20 protein-coding genes are annotated in these 22,892 nt (G+C 70.3%); 5 read left to right on the top strand and 15 right to left on the bottom strand.

Features of this window, described 5'->3' with window-relative positions; genetic code table 11:
* The first annotated feature begins 4 nt into the window (after positions 1-4).
* Positions 5-1,054, top strand: a complete 1,050-nt coding sequence (locus BLU81_RS02390; protein WP_092556493.1) for a spore photoproduct lyase family protein — start codon at positions 5-7, stop codon at positions 1,052-1,054.
* A 38-nt stretch (positions 1,055-1,092) separates the two neighbouring features.
* Here BLU81_RS02390 and BLU81_RS02385 read toward each other — a convergent pair whose 3' ends face one another.
* The 4 genes from BLU81_RS02385 to BLU81_RS02370 all read right to left on the bottom strand — a co-directional run bounded on the left by BLU81_RS02385 (position 1,093) and on the right by BLU81_RS02370 (position 4,821).
* On the bottom strand, positions 1,093-2,196 hold the full coding sequence (locus tag BLU81_RS02385; RefSeq protein WP_231954053.1) for an alpha/beta fold hydrolase: 1,104 nt from the start codon (positions 2,194-2,196) through the stop codon (positions 1,093-1,095).
* Between the two features lie 345 nt (positions 2,197-2,541).
* Complete coding sequence (locus BLU81_RS02380; protein WP_092541190.1) at positions 2,542-2,817, bottom strand: sulfurtransferase TusA family protein; 276 nt, start codon at positions 2,815-2,817, stop codon at positions 2,542-2,544.
* The gene (locus BLU81_RS02375; RefSeq protein WP_197686099.1) at positions 2,814-3,212 is read right to left on the bottom strand and encodes an NUDIX domain-containing protein; all 399 of its coding nucleotides are present in this window, start codon (positions 3,210-3,212) and stop codon (positions 2,814-2,816) included. The genes BLU81_RS02380 and BLU81_RS02375 overlap by 4 nt, the downstream gene beginning before the upstream one ends.
* A 7-nt stretch (positions 3,213-3,219) precedes the next feature.
* A complete protein-coding gene (locus BLU81_RS02370; RefSeq protein WP_231954049.1) occupies positions 3,220-4,821 on the bottom strand; it encodes a SpoIIE family protein phosphatase in 1,602 nt (533 codons plus the stop codon).
* Positions 4,822-5,691: 870 nt separating this feature from the next.
* On the opposite strand from BLU81_RS02370, the gene BLU81_RS02365 reads away from it, so the two are divergent.
* Positions 5,692-6,006: a type II toxin-antitoxin system PemK/MazF family toxin gene (locus BLU81_RS02365; protein WP_092541186.1), complete on the top strand. Its 315-nt coding sequence runs from the start codon at positions 5,692-5,694 to the stop codon at positions 6,004-6,006.
* Between the two features lie 76 nt (positions 6,007-6,082).
* Here the strand turns inward: BLU81_RS02365 and BLU81_RS02360 are convergent, their stop codons facing one another.
* On the bottom strand, positions 6,083-7,474 hold the full coding sequence (locus BLU81_RS02360; RefSeq protein WP_157751117.1) for a GGDEF domain-containing protein: 1,392 nt from the start codon (positions 7,472-7,474) through the stop codon (positions 6,083-6,085).
* A gap of 153 nt (positions 7,475-7,627) precedes the next feature.
* Here BLU81_RS02360 and gndA point away from each other — a divergent pair, with 153 nt between their 5' ends.
* Positions 7,628-9,064: an NADP-dependent phosphogluconate dehydrogenase gene (gene gndA / locus BLU81_RS02355; protein WP_092541182.1), complete on the top strand. Its 1,437-nt coding sequence runs from the start codon at positions 7,628-7,630 to the stop codon at positions 9,062-9,064.
* Positions 9,065-9,319: 255 nt separating this feature from the next.
* Positions 9,320-10,303, top strand: coding sequence for an AfsR/SARP family transcriptional regulator (locus tag BLU81_RS02350; protein ID WP_172890484.1), 984 nt, complete (start codon positions 9,320-9,322; stop codon positions 10,301-10,303).
* On the opposite strand, the gene BLU81_RS02345 is transcribed toward BLU81_RS02350, so the two are convergent.
* The 8 genes from BLU81_RS02345 to BLU81_RS51375 form a co-directional block, all read right to left on the bottom strand.
* Positions 10,296-10,733 carry a S26 family signal peptidase gene (locus BLU81_RS02345; protein WP_092541178.1) on the bottom strand — a complete coding sequence of 146 codons (438 nt, stop codon included), beginning with the start codon at positions 10,731-10,733 and terminating at the stop codon, positions 10,296-10,298. The genes BLU81_RS02350 and BLU81_RS02345 overlap by 8 nt on opposite strands.
* Complete coding sequence (locus BLU81_RS02340; protein ID WP_092541176.1) at positions 10,717-12,540, bottom strand: ABC transporter ATP-binding protein; 1,824 nt, start codon at positions 12,538-12,540, stop codon at positions 10,717-10,719. The genes BLU81_RS02345 and BLU81_RS02340 overlap by 17 nt, the downstream gene beginning before the upstream one ends.
* Positions 12,540-13,127, bottom strand: a complete 588-nt coding sequence (locus BLU81_RS02335) for a thioredoxin domain-containing protein (RefSeq protein ID WP_092541174.1) — start codon at positions 13,125-13,127, stop codon at positions 12,540-12,542. Before BLU81_RS02335 ends, BLU81_RS02340 begins: the two co-directional genes overlap by 1 nt.
* A complete protein-coding gene (locus tag BLU81_RS02330; protein ID WP_092541172.1) occupies positions 13,124-13,669 on the bottom strand; it encodes a MauE/DoxX family redox-associated membrane protein in 546 nt (181 codons plus the stop codon). The genes BLU81_RS02335 and BLU81_RS02330 overlap by 4 nt, the downstream gene beginning before the upstream one ends.
* Before the next feature lie 59 nt (positions 13,670-13,728).
* Positions 13,729-13,899, bottom strand: a complete 171-nt coding sequence (locus BLU81_RS02325) for a hypothetical protein (RefSeq protein WP_157751115.1) — start codon at positions 13,897-13,899, stop codon at positions 13,729-13,731.
* Positions 13,900-14,053: 154 nt separating this feature from the next.
* Complete coding sequence (locus BLU81_RS02320; protein WP_092541168.1) at positions 14,054-14,905, bottom strand: carbon-nitrogen hydrolase family protein; 852 nt, start codon at positions 14,903-14,905, stop codon at positions 14,054-14,056.
* Positions 14,906-14,951: 46 nt separating this feature from the next.
* Positions 14,952-16,289, bottom strand: coding sequence for an MFS transporter (locus BLU81_RS02315; RefSeq protein ID WP_092541166.1), 1,338 nt, complete (start codon positions 16,287-16,289; stop codon positions 14,952-14,954).
* Between the two features lie 9 nt (positions 16,290-16,298).
* A complete protein-coding gene (locus BLU81_RS51375; RefSeq protein ID WP_269461091.1) occupies positions 16,299-16,511 on the bottom strand; it encodes an EAL domain-containing protein in 213 nt (70 codons plus the stop codon).
* Between the two features lie 176 nt (positions 16,512-16,687).
* Between BLU81_RS51375 and BLU81_RS02305 the strand changes: the two genes are divergently transcribed.
* A complete protein-coding gene (locus tag BLU81_RS02305; RefSeq protein ID WP_197686098.1) occupies positions 16,688-17,662 on the top strand; it encodes a hypothetical protein in 975 nt (324 codons plus the stop codon).
* Between the two features lie 12 nt (positions 17,663-17,674).
* Here the strand turns inward: BLU81_RS02305 and BLU81_RS02300 are convergent, their stop codons facing one another.
* The gene (locus tag BLU81_RS02300; RefSeq protein ID WP_157751113.1) at positions 17,675-21,697 is read right to left on the bottom strand and encodes a hypothetical protein; all 4,023 of its coding nucleotides are present in this window, start codon (positions 21,695-21,697) and stop codon (positions 17,675-17,677) included.
* Complete coding sequence (locus BLU81_RS02295) at positions 21,688-22,776, bottom strand: metallophosphoesterase family protein (protein ID WP_157751111.1); 1,089 nt, start codon at positions 22,774-22,776, stop codon at positions 21,688-21,690. The genes BLU81_RS02300 and BLU81_RS02295 overlap by 10 nt, the downstream gene beginning before the upstream one ends.
* Positions 22,777-22,892 lie beyond the last annotated feature (116 nt).

The raw sequence follows: 22,892 nt of genomic DNA, 5'->3' as shown, positions 1-22,892 counted from the left end.
CGAGATGCTGGACATCAAGCGCATCTACCTGCAGGCGGGGGCCGCGGATCTGCCGCGCGGGCGGGAGATCCTGGATCGGTGGCCGGCGGCGACGATCGTCGACATCGAGAGTCACCAGCGGATTCCGGAGGTCTACGGCGCCGAGACGAACGTCCGGCGGTGGGTCCGGATCAAGCGGGAGGCGCTCGTCGTCGGGATCAAGAAGACGATGACGGCCCGGCCCAACGGGCGTTCCGCCGATTTCATCGCCCCGTCCACCGCCAATGGTTGTGCGATGGCGTGCGCCTATTGTTACGTTCCGCGGCACAAGGGATACAGCAACCCGATCACGGTTTTCGCGAACATCGAGCGGATTCTGTCGTACACCGGAAAACACGCGGTCCGGCAGGGCCGCAAACCCGAACCGAACGAATGCGACCCGAAGGACTGGGTCTACGACATCGGGGAGAACTCCGACTGTTCGGCGGACGCGCTGGTCAGCGACAACGTCCGTGATCTGGTGGACCTCTTCAAAGGATTGCCGAACGCGAAGGCCAGTTTCGCCACCAAGTACGTCAACCGGGATCTGCTGGGCTGGGATCCACAGAAGAAGACCAGGATCCGGTTCTCGCTGATGCCGCAGGCGGACGCGAAACTGCTCGACATCCGGACCAGCCCGGTCGGCGAACGGATCGCGGCGATCGACGATTTCGTCGCCGCCGGTTACGAGGTGCACGTCAACTTCAGCCCGGTGGTGGTCCGGGACGGCTGGCTCGACGACTGGCGTGACCTGCTGGATCAACTCGACGCCGGGATCAACGCCGAAACGCGACGGCAGCTCGCGACCGAGATCATCTTCCTGACCCACAACCGGGGACTGCACGAGGTGAACCTGGGCTGGCATCCGCGGGCCGAGGACCTGCTGTGGCGACCGGAGTTGCAGCAGATAAAACGCTCTCAGAACGGCGATCTGAACGTCCGTTATCGCACCGGATCCAAAGGCGGATACGTCCGGGCGCTGACTGATCTGATCCGGGCCCGGACCCCGTACCTGCGGATCCGGTACGCGTTCTGAAAAGGCCCCGCCGCATTCCGGCGGGGCCCCTGGATCAGTCAGGCGAACCGGGCCGCGATCCAATCGGCCACCTGCACCGACGACTGGATGACGGCACCGTCATGGTTGGCACCGTCGATCGTCTGGAAGGTCACCGACACCCCGTACGAGGTGGCCTGGCCGGCGAGGATCTCGGAGAGGAAGTACGGCACGGCCTCGTCGTCGGTCCCGTGGACGAGGAGGACGGGCGCACTCGGCGCGGTCTGCAGCGGATTCTCGTAGGCCATCATCTTGTTGACGACCGCCTGCGGAACGGTTCCGCCCTCGACCAGTTGAGCGGCGGTGAAGTTCTCGAAGGCGGCCAGGATCGGGTAGAGGCAACCGGTCTGGAGCACACCGAGTTTGGCTTCGGCCGGCGCGGCCAGCACCGTCTTCGGGTCGAAGGCGGGTTCCACCGCGTTGATCCCGTAGAGCGCCATCACCAGGTAACCCTGCGCCGCGGTGCCAGGAATGCCCTGGACGATCTCCTGGATGTTGGAGAGCGGCGCGATCGAGGCGGTGCCCTTCAAAACCAGATTGCCGTCGTACGTGGGAGCCAGCTGACTGGCGAACAGTGCTCCGGAGCCGCCCTGGGAATGGCCGTCGACGACGTACTGGGTGGACAGCGCGGTGTCGAGGTAACGGGCGGCCCGGACGTTGTCGATCAGAGACCGGGCGGCACTGGCGCCGACCAGATAGGGGTGCGCCTGCGCGGTGCCGAGTCCCGGGTAGTCGGGTGCGGCGACGGTCCAGCCACGGCTGAGCAGTTCAGCGACCGCGATCCGCGCCTCCTCCCAGAAGACCGCCTGATTGTTCGAGGGCGCGCAGATGTCGGCGAGTCCGGTGGTGCCGTGCCCCCACGCCACCACTTTGTTCTTCTTGCCGGTCTTGGGGGTGAGCACCAGACCGGTCGCGGTGGTCAGGCTGCCGTTGATGTTGGTGGTGACGTACTGGATCCGTTTGCCGGTGGCGAGCGCGGACAGGGTGGCCGGCAGGCTCGCGGTGGTCGAGCTGAGCACGAATCCCGGCACGGTCGCGTATGCCGGTCCGGCAGTGGCGACCACTACCCCGCACACGGCGATCAGCGCGGCGAGGAACAGACGGGAGATCTTCTTCAATGGCACCAGGTTCTCCTGCGAAATCCGAAGTGGATGATCGATGGATGACACAGCCTAAAGCCGATCTTCCCCGGAACGGATCGGTTGGCACGGTCAGTGGTGCGTGCCTCTTCGGGTGTCCGCACACGTCAACAGAACGATGTGCCACCGGAATTCAAAAGATCCATTTAATCGATCGTTCAATATCAAAGTCAGACACTGATCGGCTCGTGCGAGCCCACCCGGAGAGTGTGCAGCGGCCACGGCACGCCTGTCTCGCCGTTCTACGGAAACGCTCCCGCTGAGCAGATCCGGTCTCGGGACCGGTTTCCGGCGACTCCGCAGAGAACGCGCTCCGGGTAAGACTTCCGGTCAGCGAGCCGGCGGATGCCAGGGCCGGGCGGAGTCCGTGGTCACGGCGCCCGCTGTCACCCGTACCGCAAATGTCGGACGGTCTTGACCTTGCACCGGGCCCAGATAGCCGTGCCCGGTCAGATGACACCAGGCCGGCAGGTCGATCGGCGCGGCCGGATCGGTGGCGATCAGATGGATCACCGTGTCCGCGGGCAGCGTCGTGGTGAGTTTGCGCAACTCGATGAGCAGCAGCACACAGCGACGGTCCCCACCGTCCAGGACGACCGGCGTCATCGGAACAGGGCCAGCGTCGCGGGCAACTGCGAGTGCAACGGCGACGGCAACGCCGCCGGGGTGAACCAGGCCAGCTCGTCGAACTTGTCCGGCTCCCCGATCCGCACCCCGGCCGGGTCGACGAGCACCGCGAAGACCACCGCGACCCAGTGCGACGGCGGGTCCGCGCGCAGCACGTTACGGACCCCGAGCTGCCGGATCTCCAGAGGACGCGCCGAGTACTCCTCGCCGACCTCCCGGGTCACCGCGGCCTCGAACGTCTCCCCGAACTCGAGCGCCCCGGCCCCGCAGTCCCAGGCGCCCGGCTCGTCGCGGGCCCGGGCGGACCGGCGGGCCAGCAGAATCCGGCCGTCGCCGTCGTGACACACGAAAACACAGGAGACCGAAGGTTGCACCCTACGATCATGCAACACCGGGACGGGCGGCCAGGATGCACGTGTCGTCATCCGGGTTGGCGCGCTGCAACCGGCCCAACAACTCGCCGAGCGGCTGCCGGGGAGCCGCCCGCACCGCGTCGTCGACCGTGGTGATCAGCGCGTCCAGCCCCACGTCCAGGCTGCGCCGCCGATGTTCGACCAGGCCGTCGGTGTAGAGCAGCAGCACGTCCCCGGAGTCGAACCCGGCGACCGCGTTCGCGTACCGGGCGTTCTCCACCACCCCCAGCATCGGACCGGGCGGGCGGGCCAGCGGTGCGGTGTAGCCGCGCCGGTTCAGCAGCGGCGGCGGATGCCCCGCCTGCGCCCACACCAGCTCACCGCGGGACGGATCGAACCGGGCGATCACCGCGGTGGCCGCCAGTTCCGAATCGTCCGCGCCCAGTTCACAGGTCAGCTGGTTGAGGTGTTCGAGAAGGGTCCCCGGGTCGCTGGTGACCACCGACAGGGCCCGCAGCGCGTGCCGGAGCTGAGCCATCACGGTCGCCGCGTGGGTACCGTGCCCCGCCACGTCACCGACCGCCAGCAGCGTCGACCCGTCACTGAGCGCCGCCGCGTGGAACCAGTCACCGCCGACCATCGTCTCCTGAGTGGCCGGCAGATAACGCAACGCCACCCGCAACCCCGGCAGATCGAGCGGCTCCGCCGGAATCGGCAGGATGATCCGCTGCAGACGGCCGGCCAGGTCATGTTCGGCCGCCAGAGTCCGCTCCACCTCGGCCAGCCGGTCCGCGTCCCGTGGCCCCGCCGCCCGCTCCCAGCTGATCAGCAGCCCCGGCCCGAGCCGCCCCGCCCGGATCACGAAGTCGGCACCACCGATGCGCACCGGCCCCAGATCAGCCGGCTCCCCGGTGTCGAGAACCCGCTGATAGGCCTGCCAGCGCTCCTCGGTGATCATCTGCCGGCGCAGCGGCGACCCGATCAGCTGCGCACCCCGCCGGCCGTCGCTGGTCACCGCTTCCGGACTGGCCGCCGCCCACACCAGCTCGGTCAGGTTCCCGTCGGCGTCCCGTTCCCCAGTCAGATACCCGGTCATACCCGGCAACGAGTCAAGCACCCCCTGCACGGTGGCCAGCCACGGCGTGAACCGTCGCCCCGGCGGTTCAGCCGCCACCAGGACCGGAGCCGGATCAACCAGGGCCGCCGCCACCAGCTCCGAAACCGTCTCCACCTCCGGCAGCCCGTCCCCGTCCGCCCCCGGCATCCCGTCCGTCCTGGGCATCCCGTCGAGCCTCGGCAACCCGGCCATGTCGCCCCTCGGCGACCCGGCCGCATCCGACGATCCGGCCCTGTCCGGCAAGCCGGCCGCACCCGGCAACCCGTCGCCTCCAGGCCGCCGCCGCTCCATCACCGGAATCCGGATCGCCTCCGCCGTGTCCAGCAACCGGATCACCCGCCGCGCCAGATCAGCCACGTCACAGCGCTGCTCCGCCGCCGTCCGAACCAGATGACGATGCGCCTCCGCCAGCCGGCACCGTGCCCGACCGGCGAGCAACCCGACCGCACGTTCCAGTGCGACCCGCCCACCGTCCACCGTCCCCCACACCGGTTCGACACGCGGCCTGCCCACCGCTTGCGCCAACGCCCGACCCACCACCAACGACCTCCCGCGCTCCAGCTTCCTGCTTACGCCAGCGCACGGCCCGTTCACATCCCCCGATCATCCGGCCGAGTACCTGCGGAGGACCACAGATCCCCCAGGTCACCCGGTCGGGCGTCCGACGTTCGGCCCCCACCCCTCCCCCGCGAATCTCCACACTCGACCCAGGCGGCCCCCTGAACCCCCCAACCCTTTTCCGGTACGCCAGCCCAAAGCCCCGCCCCCTCCCCGCGACGAAGGCGGCCCGTCCAGGCCACCCCGCGACCGCCGGGCCGAATGCGTCCCTCACCAAACCCCAGTCCACCCGCCCAGCACCCGATTCGCCACCACCCCCGCCACGCCTTGTGCGGTGGGTTGCGGCTCGATCCGCACCCCTACTCGGCACACAAAGCGGCACCCCACCACGCGTGCCGAGTTACGGCTCGAACCGCACCCCAACCCACCACACAAGACGGCACGTCGGCCTGCGTGGGCCGGGAATGCGGTTCGGCTTGTGGCTCGGTGTGTGGGGCTCGGGCGGTGAGGGACACGCCCGGGTGAGTGGGTGTGACTGCGGTCTCGTCGGGGTGTGGTGCCGGCGCGGGTTTCGGGTGTGTCCGGCTGACCGGGCGCGGGTGCTTCGGGGCGCTCGCGGGCGGGCTGGCCGCGGGCGGAACGGGTGGCGCTGCTGTCGGTCACGAACCGTGCCCGGCCGCCTATCATGAAGAGGATTCGCGATAGGCAGATGACGTGCCTGGTGACTCGCCGGTAGCCTCGCACCCGGGCGCGAGGGAGATCGGTGCGGCGGTACGCTTCCTGCCATGCCGAGCCGGACCGCGCCGATCTCCGGATCATGCTGAGATGAGACGCGGCGAGATCTGGACCATCGGTGACCGCGCGGACCTGCGCTACCGCGTCCTGGTGCTCTCCGGCGACAGTCACAACGAGCGGAAGAACGCGGCCCCGTTCTGCGCCCCGATCGTTCGTCAGCGCGGCGCCACCGAACTGCCGCCGTACGCGGTGGCCCTGACCGAGCAGGACCCGATAACCGGGGTGGTCGTGATCAACCGGCTGCGCCGTCTGCCCGCTTCCACGGGCGCCGAGCGGATCGGCATGGTGACCGGCGCGAGCATGGTCCGGCTGGTCGCGGCGATGCGCGAACTCTTCGAGATCTGACCCGCCCAACCCGGCTTCTCCACACGCCGGCGGCAAAGCACTTCACCACAGACCGCCTGGCGTAGGACTCCCTCGCTCAGGCCGCCCGGCGCAGCGCTTTCTCGTCGTACATCGCCTGGTCGGCGTGCCGGATCAGGTCGTCGGCGTCGCGGCGGCCGTCGGACAGGACCGCGCCGATGCTGGTGCCGACCCGGATGTCCTCGCCGCCGAGTGGGATCGGCCGGTTCAGGGCGGCCCGGATGTGCGCGGTGAGCCGGTCGGCGGCCGCCTGCTGGTCCTCGTCTTCGCTGATCAGCACGAATTCGTCACCGCCGTACCGGGTGACGACGTCCGACCCGGTGAGCCCGGCCCGGAACCGGGTCGCCACCTCGGTCAGCAGCAGGTCGCCGGCCAGGTGCCCGAGCCGGTCGTTGACCTGTTTGAAGCCGTTGAGGTCGCAGAACAGCAGGACCACCGCCGGGCGGCCGGACTGCTGTTCGCGGCTGAGCGCGGCGTCGAGACGGTGCCACAGTTCGGCCCGGTTGGGCAGGCCGGTCAGCAGGTCGTGGGTGGCCTGGTGCCGCAGCCGTAGTTCGGCGGCCTCCCGCTGCCGGCCGAGCCGGGCGACCCGGAACGCGACCAGGCCCACGATCAGCAGGTTGCCGACGGTGAGCAGGGCGGCGTCGCTGCGGACGCCGAGGATGTCGCGAACTCCGGCGACGGTCGGTACCACGGTGACGGCCGCGGTGAGCAGCACCACCCGCAGCCGGTCGGGCGGGACCGGTCCGGGACGGGCCAGCAACGGGGCGGACGGGTGCAGCGCGGCGAGCCCGAGCAACCCGTACCCGGCCATGAAGAACATGTCGTTGACCGGCAGTGCCGTCTGGGTGGTGACGGTGCCGGTCGCGGTGATCGAGAAGATGTAGGCGACCAGATCGCAGAGGACCGCCGCGGCCAACAGAGTGAGCGCGGCCGGGCGGGACGCGGATAGCCGGACGGCGCGGATGAGCGCACCCAGCACGCCGGAGAGCAGCAGGATGCTGGCCAGCAGATTGGTCTGCTGGAGCAAAGCGACGCTGGCCGCGTTGAGTCCCGGTTGCAGCAGCACGGTCCAGATCAGGGCGCACAGGACGATCGCCATCACGGCGGCGTCGACCAGCCCGCCGACGTCGCCACGGGCGCGCCGCAGCACCAGGGTGACCGCGCCGGCCAGCAGGTGCAGGTTGCTGGCGACCAGCACCAGGTCGGCGACCATGATGACGGTGTCGCCGCCGATCCAGGCCAGCACGATGTTGACCAGCAGCCAGAGGACCCCGAAGGTCAGGTGGACGAAGGGTGTGCGGTCGCCGCGAGGGGCCCGGCGTACCACCATCAGCACCGCGACCAGGTCGAACAGTGCGACTATGACAAACAGGGGGTGCCGGTCCTCGGCGGCGATCACCGGGATGGCCGCCGTGCACGCGAGGGCCACCACGAGGAAGGCCGTCATGGCGGGAAACCGGGTCACGCAGATGCGATCGGTCACCGCGGCGGGCACTTGAGCTGTTCAACCTGTGGACGTGATCGAACCGACCGGGCTCCGATCCCGTAAGAATGACCGCGGGGCCCGTAACGGGCGGGTAACGAGGAAGGACGTTAAACGATGTCGCAGAAGGCGCAGATCGGTGTCACCGGCCTGGCGGTCATGGGCCGTAACCTGGCTCGTAACTTCGCCCGGCACGGACACACGGTGGCGTTGCACAACAGGTCCTACGGCCGCACCAAGGAACTCGTCGAGGAGTTCGGTCACGAGGGCACGTTCCTCCCGGCCGAGTCCGCCGAGCAGTTCGTGGCCAGCCTGGAGCGCCCGCGCCGCGTGGTGATCATGGTGAAGGCCGGTCCGGCCACCGACGCCGTGATCGACGAGTTCGCCCCGCTTCTCGAAGAGGGCGACATGCTGATCGACGCGGGTAACGCGCACTACGCGGACACCCGGCGGCGGGAGGCGGCCCTCAAGGCGAAGGGCCTGCACTTCGTCGGCGCCGGTGTCTCCGGTGGCGAGGAGGGCGCGCTGCACGGCCCGAGCATCATGCCGGGTGGGCCGAAGGAGTCGTACGAGGCTCTCGGCCCGCTGCTGGAGGACATCGCGGCGAAGGTCGACGGCGAGCCGTGTTGTGTGCACGTCGGCCCGGACGGCGCCGGGCACTTCGTGAAGATGGTGCACAACGGCATCGAGTACGCGGACATGCAGCTCATCGCCGAGGCGTACGACCTGCTCCGTCAGGTGGGCGGGCACTCCCCCGCCGAGATCGCCGGCATCTTCACGAACTGGAACGAGGGCCGGCTGGGCTCGTACCTGATCGAGATCACCGCCGAGGTGCTCAAGCAGGTCGACGCGGCGACCGGCAAGCCGTTCGTGGACATCGTCGTGGACCGGGCCGAGCAGAAGGGCACCGGCCGGTGGACCGTACAAGCGGCGCTTGATCTGGGTGTTCCGGTTTCCGGCATCGCCGAGTCGGTGTTCGCGCGGGCCATCTCCGGTGGCGTGCCGGAGCGCACCGCGGCCACCGACGCGGGTCTGCCCGGCCCGGCGGTGACCGGTCAGCACGCCGGTGACCTGCGGGCCGACGTGGAGCAGGCGCTGTTCGCCTCGAAGATCGTGGCGTACGCGCAGGGCTTCCAGCAGATCCAGGCGGCCAGCAAGGAGTACGGCTGGGACATCGACCCCGGTGCGATGGCCAAGATCTGGCGGGACGGCTGCATCATCCGGGCCAAGTTCCTCGACTTCATCAAGCAGGCGTACGACAAGAACCCGACCCTGCCCACCCTGCTCGTCGACCAGTACTTCCTCGACGCGGTGTCCGGTGCGCAGGACGCGTGGCGGCGTGTCGCGGTGACCGCGGCCCAGCAGGGCATCCCGGCGCCGGGCTTCTCGTCGGCGCTCGCCTACTACGACAGCCTGCGTGCCTCCCGGCTGCCGGCCGCCCTGATCCAGGGGCAGCGCGACTTCTTCGGGGCGCACACCTATCAGCGGGTGGACAAGCCCGGCTCGTTCCACACCCTGTGGGCGGCCGAGGGCCGTCCCGAGGTCGACGCCTGATCTCCGGTTTCCGAATGGGCCCGGTCGCTGTCGCGGCCGGGCCCGTTCGTTTCCGGCCGCCCGCTCGGCATCCGGCCCGCTGCGCCGGCCACCCGGCATCGGCTCGCTGCCGTCCGAGATCCACGAATCTTTTCCGACTTGTTGCAACACGTCCGGTCTCGGTCACGGCCAGGCATGATGCACGCCGGCCGGACAGCGCACGTCCGGCCCCTGTGGACAGACCTCCGCCCCACCGTTCGACAACGCATAGTATCGATGCCGATCTCCATAGTGATCACCCACGAGGGGGCACTGTGGGCCGTGCTGATCAGGCATGGGTGTCTCACGGGGGAGGCAGCGGTGGAGTTACGGCTGTTGGGGCCGGTGGAATTGTTGGCGCACGGAGAACAGGTGCCGGTCGGTCCGCCGAAACAACGGGCGGTCCTGGCCGCCCTGGCGTTCTCGGTGGGGTTGCCGGTTCCGGTCAACGTGCTGATCGAAAGGGTGTGGTCGGACGATCCGCCGGCGGCGGCGAGAACCAGTGTCCAGTCCTATGTGACCAGGCTGCGGAAGGTGTTACGACGGGCCGCGGAACCGAACGGGACGGCTCGCCTGGACCGGGCCGGAGACGGCTATCGTCTGACTGTCCCCGGCCCGGAAGTGGACCTCAACCGGGCCCGGGAGCTGTCTCGGGAGGCACGGGCCCGGCTGGCGGGCGACGACTTCACCGGCGCGGCCCGGCTGGCGGCGGCCGGATTGATCCTGTGGCAGGGCGAGCCACTGGCCGGGATGACCGGTGACTGGGCCGATCGGGTGCGGGCCGGCCTGGCCAGCGAGCGGCTGACCTTGCTGGGCGCGCACGCGCATGCCCTGCTGGGCCTGGACCGCCCGCACGACGTGGTGGAGGTCCTGGCCGGCGCCGTCGTCGAGTACCCCGGCGCCGAACAACTGACCACCCAGTTGATGATCGCCCTGCACCGGTGCGGGCGCCCGGCGGAGGCTCTCGACGCCTACCGCCGGCTGCGCGAACACCTGGTGGGAACGCTCGGCGTCGACCCGGGCCCGGAGGTGCAGCGCCTGCATCGGGTCCTGCTGGAACCCGACTCCGAGCCGGTCGATCACGTAGACAAGATCGTCGAGGGGATGCGGGGCCTGATCGGCTTCTACAACCGGCAGGAGACGATCGCCGAGGAACAGCGCCTGCAGATGCGCCGCTCGCTGGAGAACTGCATCTCCGCCGCCGAACTCCTGCTCAAGTGATCAGGGTCCGGACGGCCACTCCGAGCAGATGGGAGGCGGGCAGGTAACCGAAGTCCCGGGAGTCGCGGCTCTGGTCCGGGTTGTCGCCGAGCACGACCAGCGCCCCCTCCGGGACTACGTCACCGGCGAGTCCGAGCCGGGGCGGAACCGGATCGCCCGGCACGGCCACCGCACGTTTGACCACCAGCCGGCCCGGCAGGGTGGACAGCGGCTCACGGGCCACCACGATGTCGCCCCGGCGCACCCCGGCCGGGGCGCACCTGCGGATCAGCAGCCGGTCGCCTTCACTCAGCGTCGGTTCCATGCTGCGCCCGTCGACGACGGCGACCCAGCGCCGGCGGAAGATCGCGGCCCAGCACTCGCGGAGTACGGCCGGCACCCGCCGCCCACGAGAATCGACGGGTGGGGCGGTGCTAGCGGACCAGCTCATCGCGGTAGCCCTCCGATTGCAGGGTGAACAACTGGGCGTAGCTGCCGCCAGCCGCCATCAGGGTGTCGTGGTCGCCCTGTTCGAGGATGCGGCCGTCGGACAGGACGACGATCAGATCCGCGCTGCGGACCGTGTTCAGGCGGTGCGAGATGAGCAGGCTGGTGGCGCCGGACCGGTGTTCACGAACCCGTTCGTGCACGTCGTGCTCGGCCTGCGGGTCGAGGCCGGAACTCGGCTCGTCGAGGATCATCAGGTCACGGCGGTCCCGGACCAGGGCCCGGGCCAGGGCGAGGCGCTGCCACTGACCACCGGACAGCACCACCCCGGTCTCGGCCCCGTCACTGTCTCCCAGGCCTTCGAAGAACAGCCTGGTCAGCAAGGTGTCGTAGCCGCGGGGCAGCCCGGCGAGGAGGTCATGGACACCGGCACGTTCGGCAGCGCCCCGAATCCGATCGTCCCCGCGGTGGGAACCAGCGATCAGGGAGCCGATGTCGCCCAGGGCGATGTTCTCGGCGGCGGTCAGGTCGTAGTTCATGTGGTCCTGGAAGACCGCGCTGATCCGGTCGCGCAGCCGCCCGGCCGGCACGTCGCGCAGGTCGACGCCGTCCCAGGTGATCGAGCCCTGCTGCGGGTCGTAGAACCGGCACAACAGTTTGACCAGGGTGCTCTTGCCGGCGCCGTTCAACCCCACCAGGGCGACCGTCGAGCCGTGCGGGATGAACAGGTCGACGCCCCGCAGGATCCACGGGTGGTCGTCGCCGTAGCGGAACCAGACGTCCCGCAGTCGCAGGCCCTGCCGCAGTTCCGGCAGTTCCCGCGAGTGAGCGGGCTCGGGCAGATCGGGGCCGGCATGCACGACGGCCCGATAGTGGCCGAACAGCAGAAGGCTGTGGTGGGTGGCGGCGAGTTCGGACACCACCGAGCGGAGAGCGCCCTGAACACCGACGACGGCAGCGACGAACATCGACACGTCACCGACGGTGAGAGCGCCTCGGACGGCGGCCAGCACCGCCCAGAACAGGCCTCCCCCGGCGATCACGGCGGTCAGCGCGGCCAGAAGGCCCTCCGCTCGCAGCGTCCGCAGTTCCATCCGCCGGTGCACCCGGTCCGCGGTCTTCCGCTCGGTGGTCATCCGGGCTCGCAGGAACGACCCCGAACCGAACAGCCGGATCTCCTTCGCCGCGTCCACATCGGTCAGCAGGGTGCGGTAGAAGAGTTCGCGGCGTTCGGTCGGCCCCACCTGCCAGGTGACCGCCGCCCGGCGGCGGGACAGCAGGATCTCGATGACCAGCATGGGTACGCCGGCGGCCAGCACGATCCCGGTCATGATCGGGCTCAGCACCAGCAGTGCGGCGACGAATCCGATAAGCGTCAGCGTGCCCCGGCCGAGTCCGAACAACCCGGTGACGAAGTCGGGTGAGCTGTCCACACCTTGCTGGGCGAGGCGGAGCCGGTCGAGGAAGCGGGGGTTCTCGAACCGGCTCAGCCCGGTGAACCGTTCGGTGGCCGCGAACAGGACGTCCGTGGCGTGCAGCCGGACCCGCCGGCCGAGTTCGACGCGCAGGTAGCCACCGGCCGGACCGGCGAGCCCGGCGACCACACCGGTCGCCGCCAGTCCCCCGATCAGCCCCAGCGGCACACCGGATCCGGCGGTCAGCCCGTCCAGGATCAGTTTGGTCAGCCAGGCGGTGGCCACCGGGGCCGCCGACTCCAGCACCGCGACCAGGAGATATCCGGCGACCACGGCGGGCGCCGCCCGTACCGTCAGGCTGGTGGCCTGCGCCGCCGCGGACCGCAACCCGGCCATCACGCCCCAGCCGACGGCTGGAGATCCCCGATGGACGGCTGCAGTGCCGCGGGCAGCGTGGGAAGGGCGGGTACCTGCGCCGGGAAGTCGTCGATCCGGCCACCGCTGAACAGCACCCGGCGGTCGTCACCGAGCAGGTAGACGGCCGGGTAGGCCTTCGTCTGGAAGGCGGCCAGCACCGGCGCGCCCGGTGACGCGAGCACGACCTGAGCCACCGGCGCCAGTGCGTCGAGATATTCGGTGGCCATCTCCTCCGGGCCGGAGATCACCGCGAGCACCCGCTCCCGGCCGCCGGGCGTCCGGGCCGCGTAGGAGGTGAAGGCGGGCAGCAACTCGGCACACGATCCGCAGCCCGGGGAGAAGAACCCGACCAGGGCCGGGGACGTGCCGGCCGGTTCGCCGTCCACGGTGGTCGCGGTGAACGGGCCGGCGATAGCGCCGGGCGGCAGCACCGGGTCCGGGCGGCCGGTCTGCCGGGGTTCCTGGTCCTGCTGTTCCCGCAGCCGGCGGATGATGCCGATGCTGAGGGCGAGATTGAGTACACCGAGCAGCCCGACGAGCACGAGGGCCGCGACAATGAAGATCATCCTGGTCTCCCTGGGAGAGCCCCGCGCGGGGCGGCGAACAGTCCGACGAGTTCGTCGAAGAACACGATCAGCACCGTCCCCAGCAGTCCGGCCGAGACTGCGATCAGCACTCCGGCCGGTGCCGCCGGGGTCTGGTCGGCGGTACCGGCGAGAGCGGCCAGCGCCACGGTCACGAGCAGTCCGTTGCGGATCAGATGCCGGCGGCCCAACGTGACCGGAGCCGAGCCGAAACACTGACAGGTGGCCATGGTGCGCTGCCGCAACGCCGCCGCGATCGCGGTGACGAAGACGGCCAGCAGGCCGATGGCCAGCAGCAGCCCGGCCGGCGCGGTGATCTCGGACAGCAACAGGAACGGCACCGCGGCCTCGGCCGTGACGGTCAGGGCCGCGACCACGCGCAGGCGCCGTTTCGGGACACCCGGCATGGCCCGGATCGACTCGGCGAAAGCAGTGAAGGACCCCCGGCCGCGCAGTTTGCCGGCCACCGCCCACAGGAAGACCGCGCCGATCAGGAGACGGCCGCAGATCTCGACGTACGCCATGGAACCTCCGTCGTGAGGCGGAACCGGACGGCACGACGGCCGCCCGGCCCGCGAGCGGATCAGCAGTGGCAGACGCAGTAGCAGTTGCCGCTGTCGCAGCAGTAGCGGGTCTTGCTGACGCCGCAGCTCACGCCGGTGTCCCAGCAGGCGAGAGCGGAGGCCGCCGACACCGTGGCGGTGGGCAGGACCAGGCCCAGCAGGCGGTCCCCGAGCGCGTTGAACATCTTCATCGCGAACTCCTCACGATCGATCCGACAGCCGGCCGGTGCCGGCTTGCGGAGATCGTGGCACCGGGCGTTTGCCGGGTACTTGGCGTGCACTTGGCGTCCGCTTGACGTAAGAAGTCCCGGAAAGGCCCTTCGTCCGGCTGATGGCCGGTCCGACTCAGATGGCGGTTCGGTCGGCGCTCCGGGGATCGGAGGTCTGGTGGGTGGTGTAGAGGTGGCCGGCGCGGGCGGTCCCGCGCCACGGGCGGGCCTTGTTGAGGGCGAAGTCGAGTGTGGGGTCGGCGCGGTTCAGGTCGGCGCAGATCACGTCCGGGCTGTCCGGGCGGGCCTGGCGCAGCAGGTAGCCGTGCGGGCCGACCAGCGCGGACGGGCCGGACGGTGCGCACTGGGCGGGCAGCGCGATGCTGACCCAGAAATTGTTGGCGGCGGCGTGGCCACGGGCGATGATCTCGAAGATCGGATCGTCGGAGTACGTGGAGAAGAGCACACAGTCCACGCCGAGTGTCAGCTGTTCCATCCACAGTTCGGGGAAGTTCACCTCGATGCAGAGCAGGCACCCGAACCGGAAACCGTCCACGTCGAAGACACAGGCATGGTCGCCGGGTGTGTAGAAGCCGGTGACCTCGGAGTGCGACAGGAACCGTTTGTCGTAACGGTCGGCGAGTTCACCACGGTCGTTGATCACCCAGAGTGAGTTGTGGGGCCGGTTCGCGCCGGTCAACCGGTGGTTGCCGCCCAGCACCACCCAGATCCCCAGTTCGGCGGCCAGGGCCATGGTGCGGCGCAGTTCCGCGGCGACCGGCGCCCAGTCGATGGACCAGCCGGTGTAGTGCGACTTGGCGGCCCCGGCATAGCCGGACAGGGCGCCCTCCCCGAAATGCACCAGGCGCGCGCCCTGGTCCGCGGCCCGGCGCATCGCGGCACGGACGGCCGCACCGTTCACACCGGGGTCGGTGGTGACCGTTGTCTGCGCGACGGCGATCCGGATGCTTCCCTCTGCGGCGGCCATCGCAGCACCCTAGCGAAACGAGCCGCACGCACCGGTTCACCTCCGCTCAGGCCGGGGCAGGTTCGGGTTCCGCTGAGGCCACCCGGGCGGACAGCGCCCGGTACGGGCGACTGGCCAGGGCGATCGCGGTGGCCAGGATGCCGAGGACACCGGTCAGGACGAAGACCAGGGCGATTCCCCGGTCGGCTCCGGTGCCGAACCAGGATCCGATGGCCGCGGCCCCGGCTCCGCCGTCGGACATGAACGGGATGAAGATGAACTGGGTGATCGGCGAGATCAGGAACGCGGTCAGGGGTGACGCGGCCTGTTCGACACTCTGGGCGAGGCCGAAGACCCGGCCCTGACGTTCGTACGGCACCACCCGCTGCAGAATGGTCTGCTCGGCGGCTTCCGCGTAGGGCATGAGCAGCATGTACAGGTACATGCCGATCGCCATCGGGATGATCGACGCCCACAGCGGGAAGATCATGATGATCGCCCACAGCACCATGTTGATCAGCAGCAGCAGGCGCAGCGGGCGTTTGCCGAGGCCGGTGCGGGACACCGCGATGCCGCCGATGATCATGCCGGTGCTGAGCACACCCCAGAGCAGACCCCAAGCCTGGACCGAGACCAGGGACAGGCCGTACGCGTCGGCGAGGGCCATGAACACGCCGCCGAGGAAGTTGTTGAGCGTGCTGAACAGGATCAGCGCGAACAGGCCGGGCACGCCCGCGATGATCCGCAGTGTGCCGCGGACGTCGATGCCGGAGGTGGCGCCGGATTCGTGCGGCGACACCATCTCCGGGATCGGCACGAAGACCAGGTGCAGCACCGACAGCCCGAGCACCACCAGGGCCAAAAGCAGCACCGAGAGCATCCCGTCGAAGGCCACCAGCACCCCGGAGATCACCGACGTCACCAGGAACGTGGTGCCGGAGACGGTGCCGACGAGGCCGTTGGCCCGGTCCCGGCGGTCCTCGTCGATGAGCAGGGTGACCAGGGTGGGCAGGGCGATGGTGCGGATGTTGCCGGCGATCACCCCGGACATCAGCAGCAGGACGAACGCCCAGAGCCGCGCGTCGGCCGGGTCCCGGAACGCCGCCTCGGGAACCACCAGGTAGACCGCGAGCGCGCTGCCGTAGAACACCAGCGAGGCGACGGCCGAGCCCTGCAGGACGGTCTTCTTGCGATGGTTGTCGACGAGGCTGCCGAACCAGATTCCGGTGAACGCGGTCAGCACCAGGAAGATGCCGGAGATCAGGCCGGTGGCGAATACCGACTTCGTCTGGAGGTAGGTCCAGAACGTGACGGCGAACCACACCGTGAAGTTGATGACCGACACCAGCCCGGTGTTGAGCAGGAGCTGGTAGAAGGTGCGTACATGGCCGGTGATGACGGTCATGGGTGCAACCTACGCGACGTGTACCGGGGCGTCCGCCATCAGCGCGCCGCAGTCGGCGGCGGGCAGCGGCCGGGCCATCAGGAAGCCCTGTCCGTAGCGGTACCCCATGTCCCGCAGCCGCTCCAGTTGTTCCTGGTGTTCGCTGCCTTCGGCGACGGCTTTGAGCTGGAGATGCTCGGCGAGCAGGGCGACCGCGGCGGCGACCGCGAGCCGGCGACGCAGGTGATCGGGCCGAGGGTCGTCCCGAGGTCGACGCCTGATTCTCCGCCGGTCCGGCGCCCCTCAAGGGCGCCGGACCACACGGTCCTCCGTGGCAAAACCTGGGATCGACGGCAAAGCCGGAATGCCATCGCCCAGTCTGGAGAGGTAGCCGATCAACCGAACATCCGGACGTGCCGATGACCGACAATGACTCCGTAGCCGCCTCTCCGGAGACGGCCGGAGCGAACGGAACGAACGGAACGAACCAGTGCGGGCCGGGCGGATGGGCCGGATTCCGGGCCGGTGCCGCTCTCGGCATCGCCCTGCTCGCCGGATTCGTCGCCGGCCGGACCGTCGACTCGCCCGCGCCCCCGGTACCACCGGTGGCATCGGCCGGGCCGGTTCCGGACTCGGTGTTCTATGTGACCGGTGCGCCCGTCCACCAACACGGGACCGCATCCGGCGCGGCGGACCCGGCCGGTCTCGCACGGACCGCATACGGGCTGACTCTCGCCCCCGAGGCGACAGCTTTCGAGGCCGGGCGGCCACGGCCACTCCGGTTCCGGATCCTCGCGGCCGGCGGCGCGCCGGTCACCGCCTACACGAAGGTGCACGACAGTCTGCTGCACCTGATCGTGATCCGCCGGGATCTGACCGGATTCCAGCACCTGCACCCGGCGATGGCTCCGGACGGCATCTGGAACACCGACCTGACGCTTCCCGGCCCGGGCGGTTACCGGGCGATAGCCGATTTCACCGCGGTCGTCGGCGGGCAACCGCTGCCGGTGACGCTGGGCGTCGACCTGACGGTCGCCGGAGAACAACTGCAGGATCCCCTGCCGCCGCCGGCCCCACAGGTGGAGACCGGCCATCTGACGGTACAGCTGGACGGCTCTCCCACCGCCGGAAGCGAGGGCCCGGTCACGGTACGGGTGAGCGACCCGGCTGGCACGCCGACCCGGCTCGAACCGTATCTGGGAGCCGCCGCCCACCTGGTGGCGTTCAGCGAGGGTGACGTAGCGTACCTGCACACCCACGCCGAGCCGGACCCGGCAGCCGGTACCGCCCGTTTCCGGTGGACCCCGCCTGGCCCCGGCCGTTACCGGCTGTTCGCCGAGTTCCGGGTCTCGAGCACGGTGCACGTCGCGGCGTTCACCGTCGACGTGCACTGACCGGGCCCGCGATCAGTCGACCACGTGTTCGTCGGGGTAGCTGAGCACCGGCCCCTCCCCGAACGACGTGAGGGTCCGGGCACCCCAGCAGGTCACCGCCCCGTCGACGCGGGCCGCACAACTGGTCGTCCCGTTGGTGGCCAGCTGGGCCACCAACAGTATCCCGTCGCGGTCGTAGAGCACCTGCGCCAGCGGCTCGCCCGCGCGCAACAGGCCGTTGCCGGTCTGTCCATCAGCGCCGGCGCCGAAGCACCAGCCCTGTGGGTTCGGGCTCTTCACACAGGTCAGGTCGCCGGCCACGGCGAGCCGCGAGGCTTTCACACCGACGACCAGGGTGGGCATGGTGCGGCCTTTCAGGTCGCCGAGGCCGAGCTGACCGGATTCGTTGGCACCGAAACACCATAGTGCCCGCGCCGGGAGCAGTGCCACCGCGCACGTGTGGGCGCGGCCGGCGCCGACCGCGATCACGCCGGACAGGCCGGGGACCCGCCGGGCGACCGGTGCGGTGCCGCCCGCCGTGCCGAGTTGTCCGTCGCTGTTGGTCCCGAAACACCACATCCCGCCGGACGCGGGCGCGGTCTCGATGTACCGCTCGGTGGCGCAGACGTGCCCGGGCCCGACCGCGACCTGGGAGATCCGGGTCAGAGGCCGGCCGGTGCCGTCGACCACCTGCACCGGTCCGGGGTTGGGGGTCTTCTCGGTCAGACCGGCGCCGAGCAGGTCGGCGCGGCCGAAGCACCACAGGCTGCCGTTGGCCCGCCGCACACAGGTCACCTGGTCGCCGACGGCGATCTCGCTGGCCCCCTTGATCGGTACCAGAGCGGGGGCGACGGTCGGTGCGGCCGGCTGCCCGGCCTGGCCGGAGCCATTGGCTCCCCAGCAGTAGGCCTCGGCGGCTTCGGAGAGCACGCAGCTGGTGCCGGTGCCGACCACGACGGTGCGCGGTTTGACCCCGTCGGGCAGCAGGATCCGGATGGGATGCGGGGCAGGCACGCCGGCCACGCCCCCGGCGGCGCCCCACCGGTTGTCACCCCAGCACCAGACAGCGCTGTCCCGGATGACGCACCCGGCGTCGGTGCCCAGCGCGATGCGGGTGGTGCCGACGAGTCCGGCGATCGGTTCGCTGGGCCGCGACGAGCGGCTGTCGGCGCCGGCGCCGAGCTGCCCGGAGCCATTGGCGCCGAAGCACCAGAGCGATCCGTCGCGGGTGAGTGCACACGTGGTGGCGCCGGTTCCGCCGGCGGTGGCGACGCTGGTGGCGGTGTCAAGGTTGAGGACGGTCATCGGGACAGCCCAGTTCAGGCCCGCGCCGTCGCCGAGCTGCCCGGCGCGGCCGGCACCGAAGCAGCGGGCCTGCCCGGAGAGCAGCGTGACGCAGGTGTAGCGGTTGCCGGCGCTGACCGCGTTGGCGGCCGGCACGATCACCGGTGCGGGCCGACCGGACGCGGTGGCGGTGCGGCCGAGTTGGCCGACGTCGTCAGCGCCGAAGCAGGACACCGTGATACCGGTCTGCACGCAGGTGTGGTCGGTTCCGGCGGAGACCGCTGACACGCCGGTCAGACCCGCGACCCGGGCGGGGGTGCGGGCGGCGGACGGCGTGCCGGATCGCTGCCCGTGTTCGTCGGCGCCCCAGCAGACGATCGTCGCATCAGCGAGCAGCGCGCATGCGTGCCCGCCTCCGACGGTGACAGCGGTGGCGGTGTCCGGCAGGCTGATCTTCACCGGGTCGGTGCTGGACGCGGGGCCGCCGAGTTGGCCGCGGCTGCCGTCGCCGAGGCACCAGACCGTGCCACCGGCGACGGCGCAGGTGGTGCCGCCGTCGGAGTCCACGGCGGTGACCCCGGACAGTCCGGCCACCACGACCGGCCGGGTGATCTGGTCGGGTTTGCCGAGCACCCCGCCCCAGCACCACAGGACACCCGGATGGGCGACTGCGCAGGCCTGCCGGGAGCCGGCCGCCACCTGGGTGACACCGGACGGGCCGGTCACCACGACCGGCGCGGCGGCCGAGCCGACGGTGGACAGGTCGCCGAGCTGGCGGCTGTCGTTGGCACCCCAGCAGCGGACGGTGCCGGTGACGTGGACGGCACAGGCGAACGCGGTGCCGACGGAGACCGACTGCCAGGGCGCGCGGGGCACAGCCACCGCGACCGTGGACAGCGGCGAGACACTGCCGTCGTCGTACACGCTCTGCACCTGGTACCGGTAAGGTCGGCCATCCGTGAGCTGCCGGTCGGTGTCCGTCGGCTGGGTGGTCCGGGTGATTTCCACACCGTCGCGCAGCACCCGCCACTGGGCCACTGTTCGGCCTTGCGGAGCGGTGAAGGTCAGCTGTGCCGCCTCGTGCTGACCGGCCACGGTTACGGTGGGCGCGTCTTCGGCCGGTGGGGTCGGCCGGACCGGCACCCGGGCCGACGACGCCGACTCGACACCCCGCGCGTCCAGGGCGGTCACCCAGTATTCGTAGGTGGTGTCGTTGTCGAGGGCGCCGTCGTGGGCCGGGGAGGCTGCCACTTCGGCGACCCGGGTGCCGTCGCGGTACACCCGATACCGTGCCGCCGCCGACAGTGGCATGTCCCAGGTCAGGGTCACCTCGGTGTTACCGGCGACGGCCTGCAGCCCGGTCGGCGGGTTCGGTGGGATCGCCCGTGGCGTGGCGGTGACGGCCGGGGACGGGAGGGACCACTGCTGGTCGGCGCCGACGACCAGCAGCGCGTACCGGTAGGTGATGTCGTTGACCGCGGAGGTGTCTACGAACCCAGGGGCGGTGAGGACGCCGCCGAGGGTGGTGCCGTCTCGCAGCAGCAACCAGCGGCCGGTGTCGCCGGCCGGCCAGGAGAGGGTGATCTTGCTGTCACCGGCGGTGGCGGAGGGCGCGGCTGGGGCACCGGGCGCGGGACCGGGCACGGCGGTGACGACGGCGCTTCGCGGCCCGGCTGCTTTGTTCGCGTTGTACGGCAGCAGCTGGTACCGGTACGCCTTCTTGTTGACCAGTATCGAGTCGATGTGGTTGAGACTGGTGCCGGGCACTTCGGCGACCTTGGTGTTGTTGCGGTACACCTCGTACATCGCGACCGGGTCCACCGGCTCGGGCCAGCTCAGCAGGACCGCTCCGTCACGGGGCTGGGCGGTGACCGGGTCCGGTGCGGCCGGGATCGCCAGCGGGGTGGCTACCTTGGTCGGTGACGGGCCGGACAACTGGCCGGAGACCACGACCCGCGCATGGTAGCGGTAGGTGACGTTGTTGGTCAGGCCGGTGTCGGCCGCGGTCCGGCCGGGCGCGGCGATCGTCGAGATCATCGTGCCGTTGCGATACACCTGGTAGCGCTGGGCACCGGCGACCGGCTGCCAGCTCAGGTCCACCCGGCCGGCACCGGCCGTCACCGTGAGACCGAACGGGGACCGCTGGTCCTCCTCGGTGGGGATGACGGTGACCTGGACCATCTTGCCTGCGGTGCCGTTCCGGTTCAGCGCTCCGAGGGTGATCAGGTACGTTTTGCCGTTGACCAGGTTACCGATGGTGAGCACCCCCGCGGAGGCCTTGGCGGTGCGTGCCGGGACGCCGTCGACCCGGGCCTGAACGGTCGCGGCGATGGTGTTGTTGGGCGGCTTCCAGGTCAGCGTGACCTGCCGGTTCTGGTTGCGGACGGCGACGCCGTTGAGGGCCGGCGGCGGCGCCTGCGGGGTGACCGTCCGGGTCGCGCTCTTGGCCGAGCGACTGCCTTTCGCGTTGACGCTGCGCAGTGCGTACTTGTAGGTCGCGCCGTTGCGGACCACCTCGGTGGTCCACCGTCTACCGGGCACCTGCTCGGCGAATACCGCCCCGTTGCGGATGATGTCGACGCCGGTCGAACCGGCCGCCCGGGTCCAGGAGAGGGTGACCCGCCCGTCGCCGGCGACCGCCGTGAATCCGGTCGGCGGCGCGATTCGGGCGATGGCTGCCAGCGCCTGCGCGGTCACCCCGAAGACAGCGACCAGGATCAGGACCAGCAGGTACCCGGCTGACCTCCGGTACCCGCACCGGATCAGTGACATGTCCCGGTACCCGCGTCGTGAAAAGCGACCGGAGCCGGCTGGGCCTGGACGAACTCCCATGAGTAGCCGCCCTCGGCAAGCCGCACGAAGAGCATGCCGAACAGCGCGACGGTGGTGTCGGCGTACCTGGCCGCGATCCGGCCGGCCAGGTCGGGGCGTTCGGTTTCGTCGGCGACGTCGTAGTTGTTGGCGCCACCGGTACCGACGATGAACTGGCGGATACCCTTGTCCTCCGGGACGATCACCGGCGGCGCCATCGCCGAGACGCTGTTCGCGGTGGCCCTGCCGAGCGGCACGAACCGCTGGTAGTTGTGGTCGTGGCTGACCAGGACGACGTCGACACCGCCGTCGAGCAGGGCGTTCCACACCGGGGTCATCGGCGCGTAGTCGCCGTGATGACCGGCCGACCAGAGCGGGTGGTGCCAGTAGGCGAGCGTGCACCGGTTCGGGTGGGCGGCCATGTCGGCGGTCAGCCACGTCATCATCTTGCTGCCCTTGTCGCAGCGGCTCTGCGGGCTGCAGAGGTTGGAGTTGATCGCGATCATGTGCCAGCTGCCGATCTCGTAGCTGTAGGCGCCGGGAACGCCATACGTGTTCTCCTGCTCAGCCGACTTCCCGAAGTAGCCGTAGTATCCTGCGGCCTCGCTGGTCTGGTACTCGTGGTTACCCGGAACCGGCCGGCTGATCGCCTTGTACGGGCCGAAGAACTGGTCGTACACGTTGGCGAACTCCTCGGCTCGGCCCTTCTCGTACTGCAGGTCGCCCAAAGGCAGGAAAGCTGCCAGGCGCTGCCCGGCGAGCAGGTCGGCGACCTTGCGTTCGCGGCACCCGGCCGGGCTGCCCTCGCCACCCCGGTACACCAGGTTGGTGGGCGCGCAGGCGATGTCGCCGACGGCGGCGATCAACTCCCCGTCGGCGTCCGCCGCGGCCTGCGGCACCGCCGTGCGAGTCGGGCCGGTCCTGGTGTCGGGTTCCCCGGTCAGCGCGGCATAGCCGGCGGTCGGCAGGAGCACGGCGGCCAGAAGCCCGGCGATCAGGCCGGTAAGGCGCCGGCGCCGCCGGCCCAGTTCGACATCCACCCCAGTACGATCACCGGCACCGGTAGCCGGCCGGTGACGGATACGGATGCAACCGGGTTGCCGGATCGCGGGAACCGTGGCGCCGTTCGGTCAGGTCAGCCTCGCAGCCGGTGGCG

This window comes from Actinoplanes derwentensis (genome assembly GCF_900104725.1).
Classification (GTDB): Bacteria; Actinomycetota; Actinomycetes; order Mycobacteriales; family Micromonosporaceae; genus Actinoplanes; species Actinoplanes derwentensis.
The sequence above is the reverse complement of the archived record's forward strand: the minus strand, read 5'-3'. Positions and strand labels throughout refer to the sequence as shown.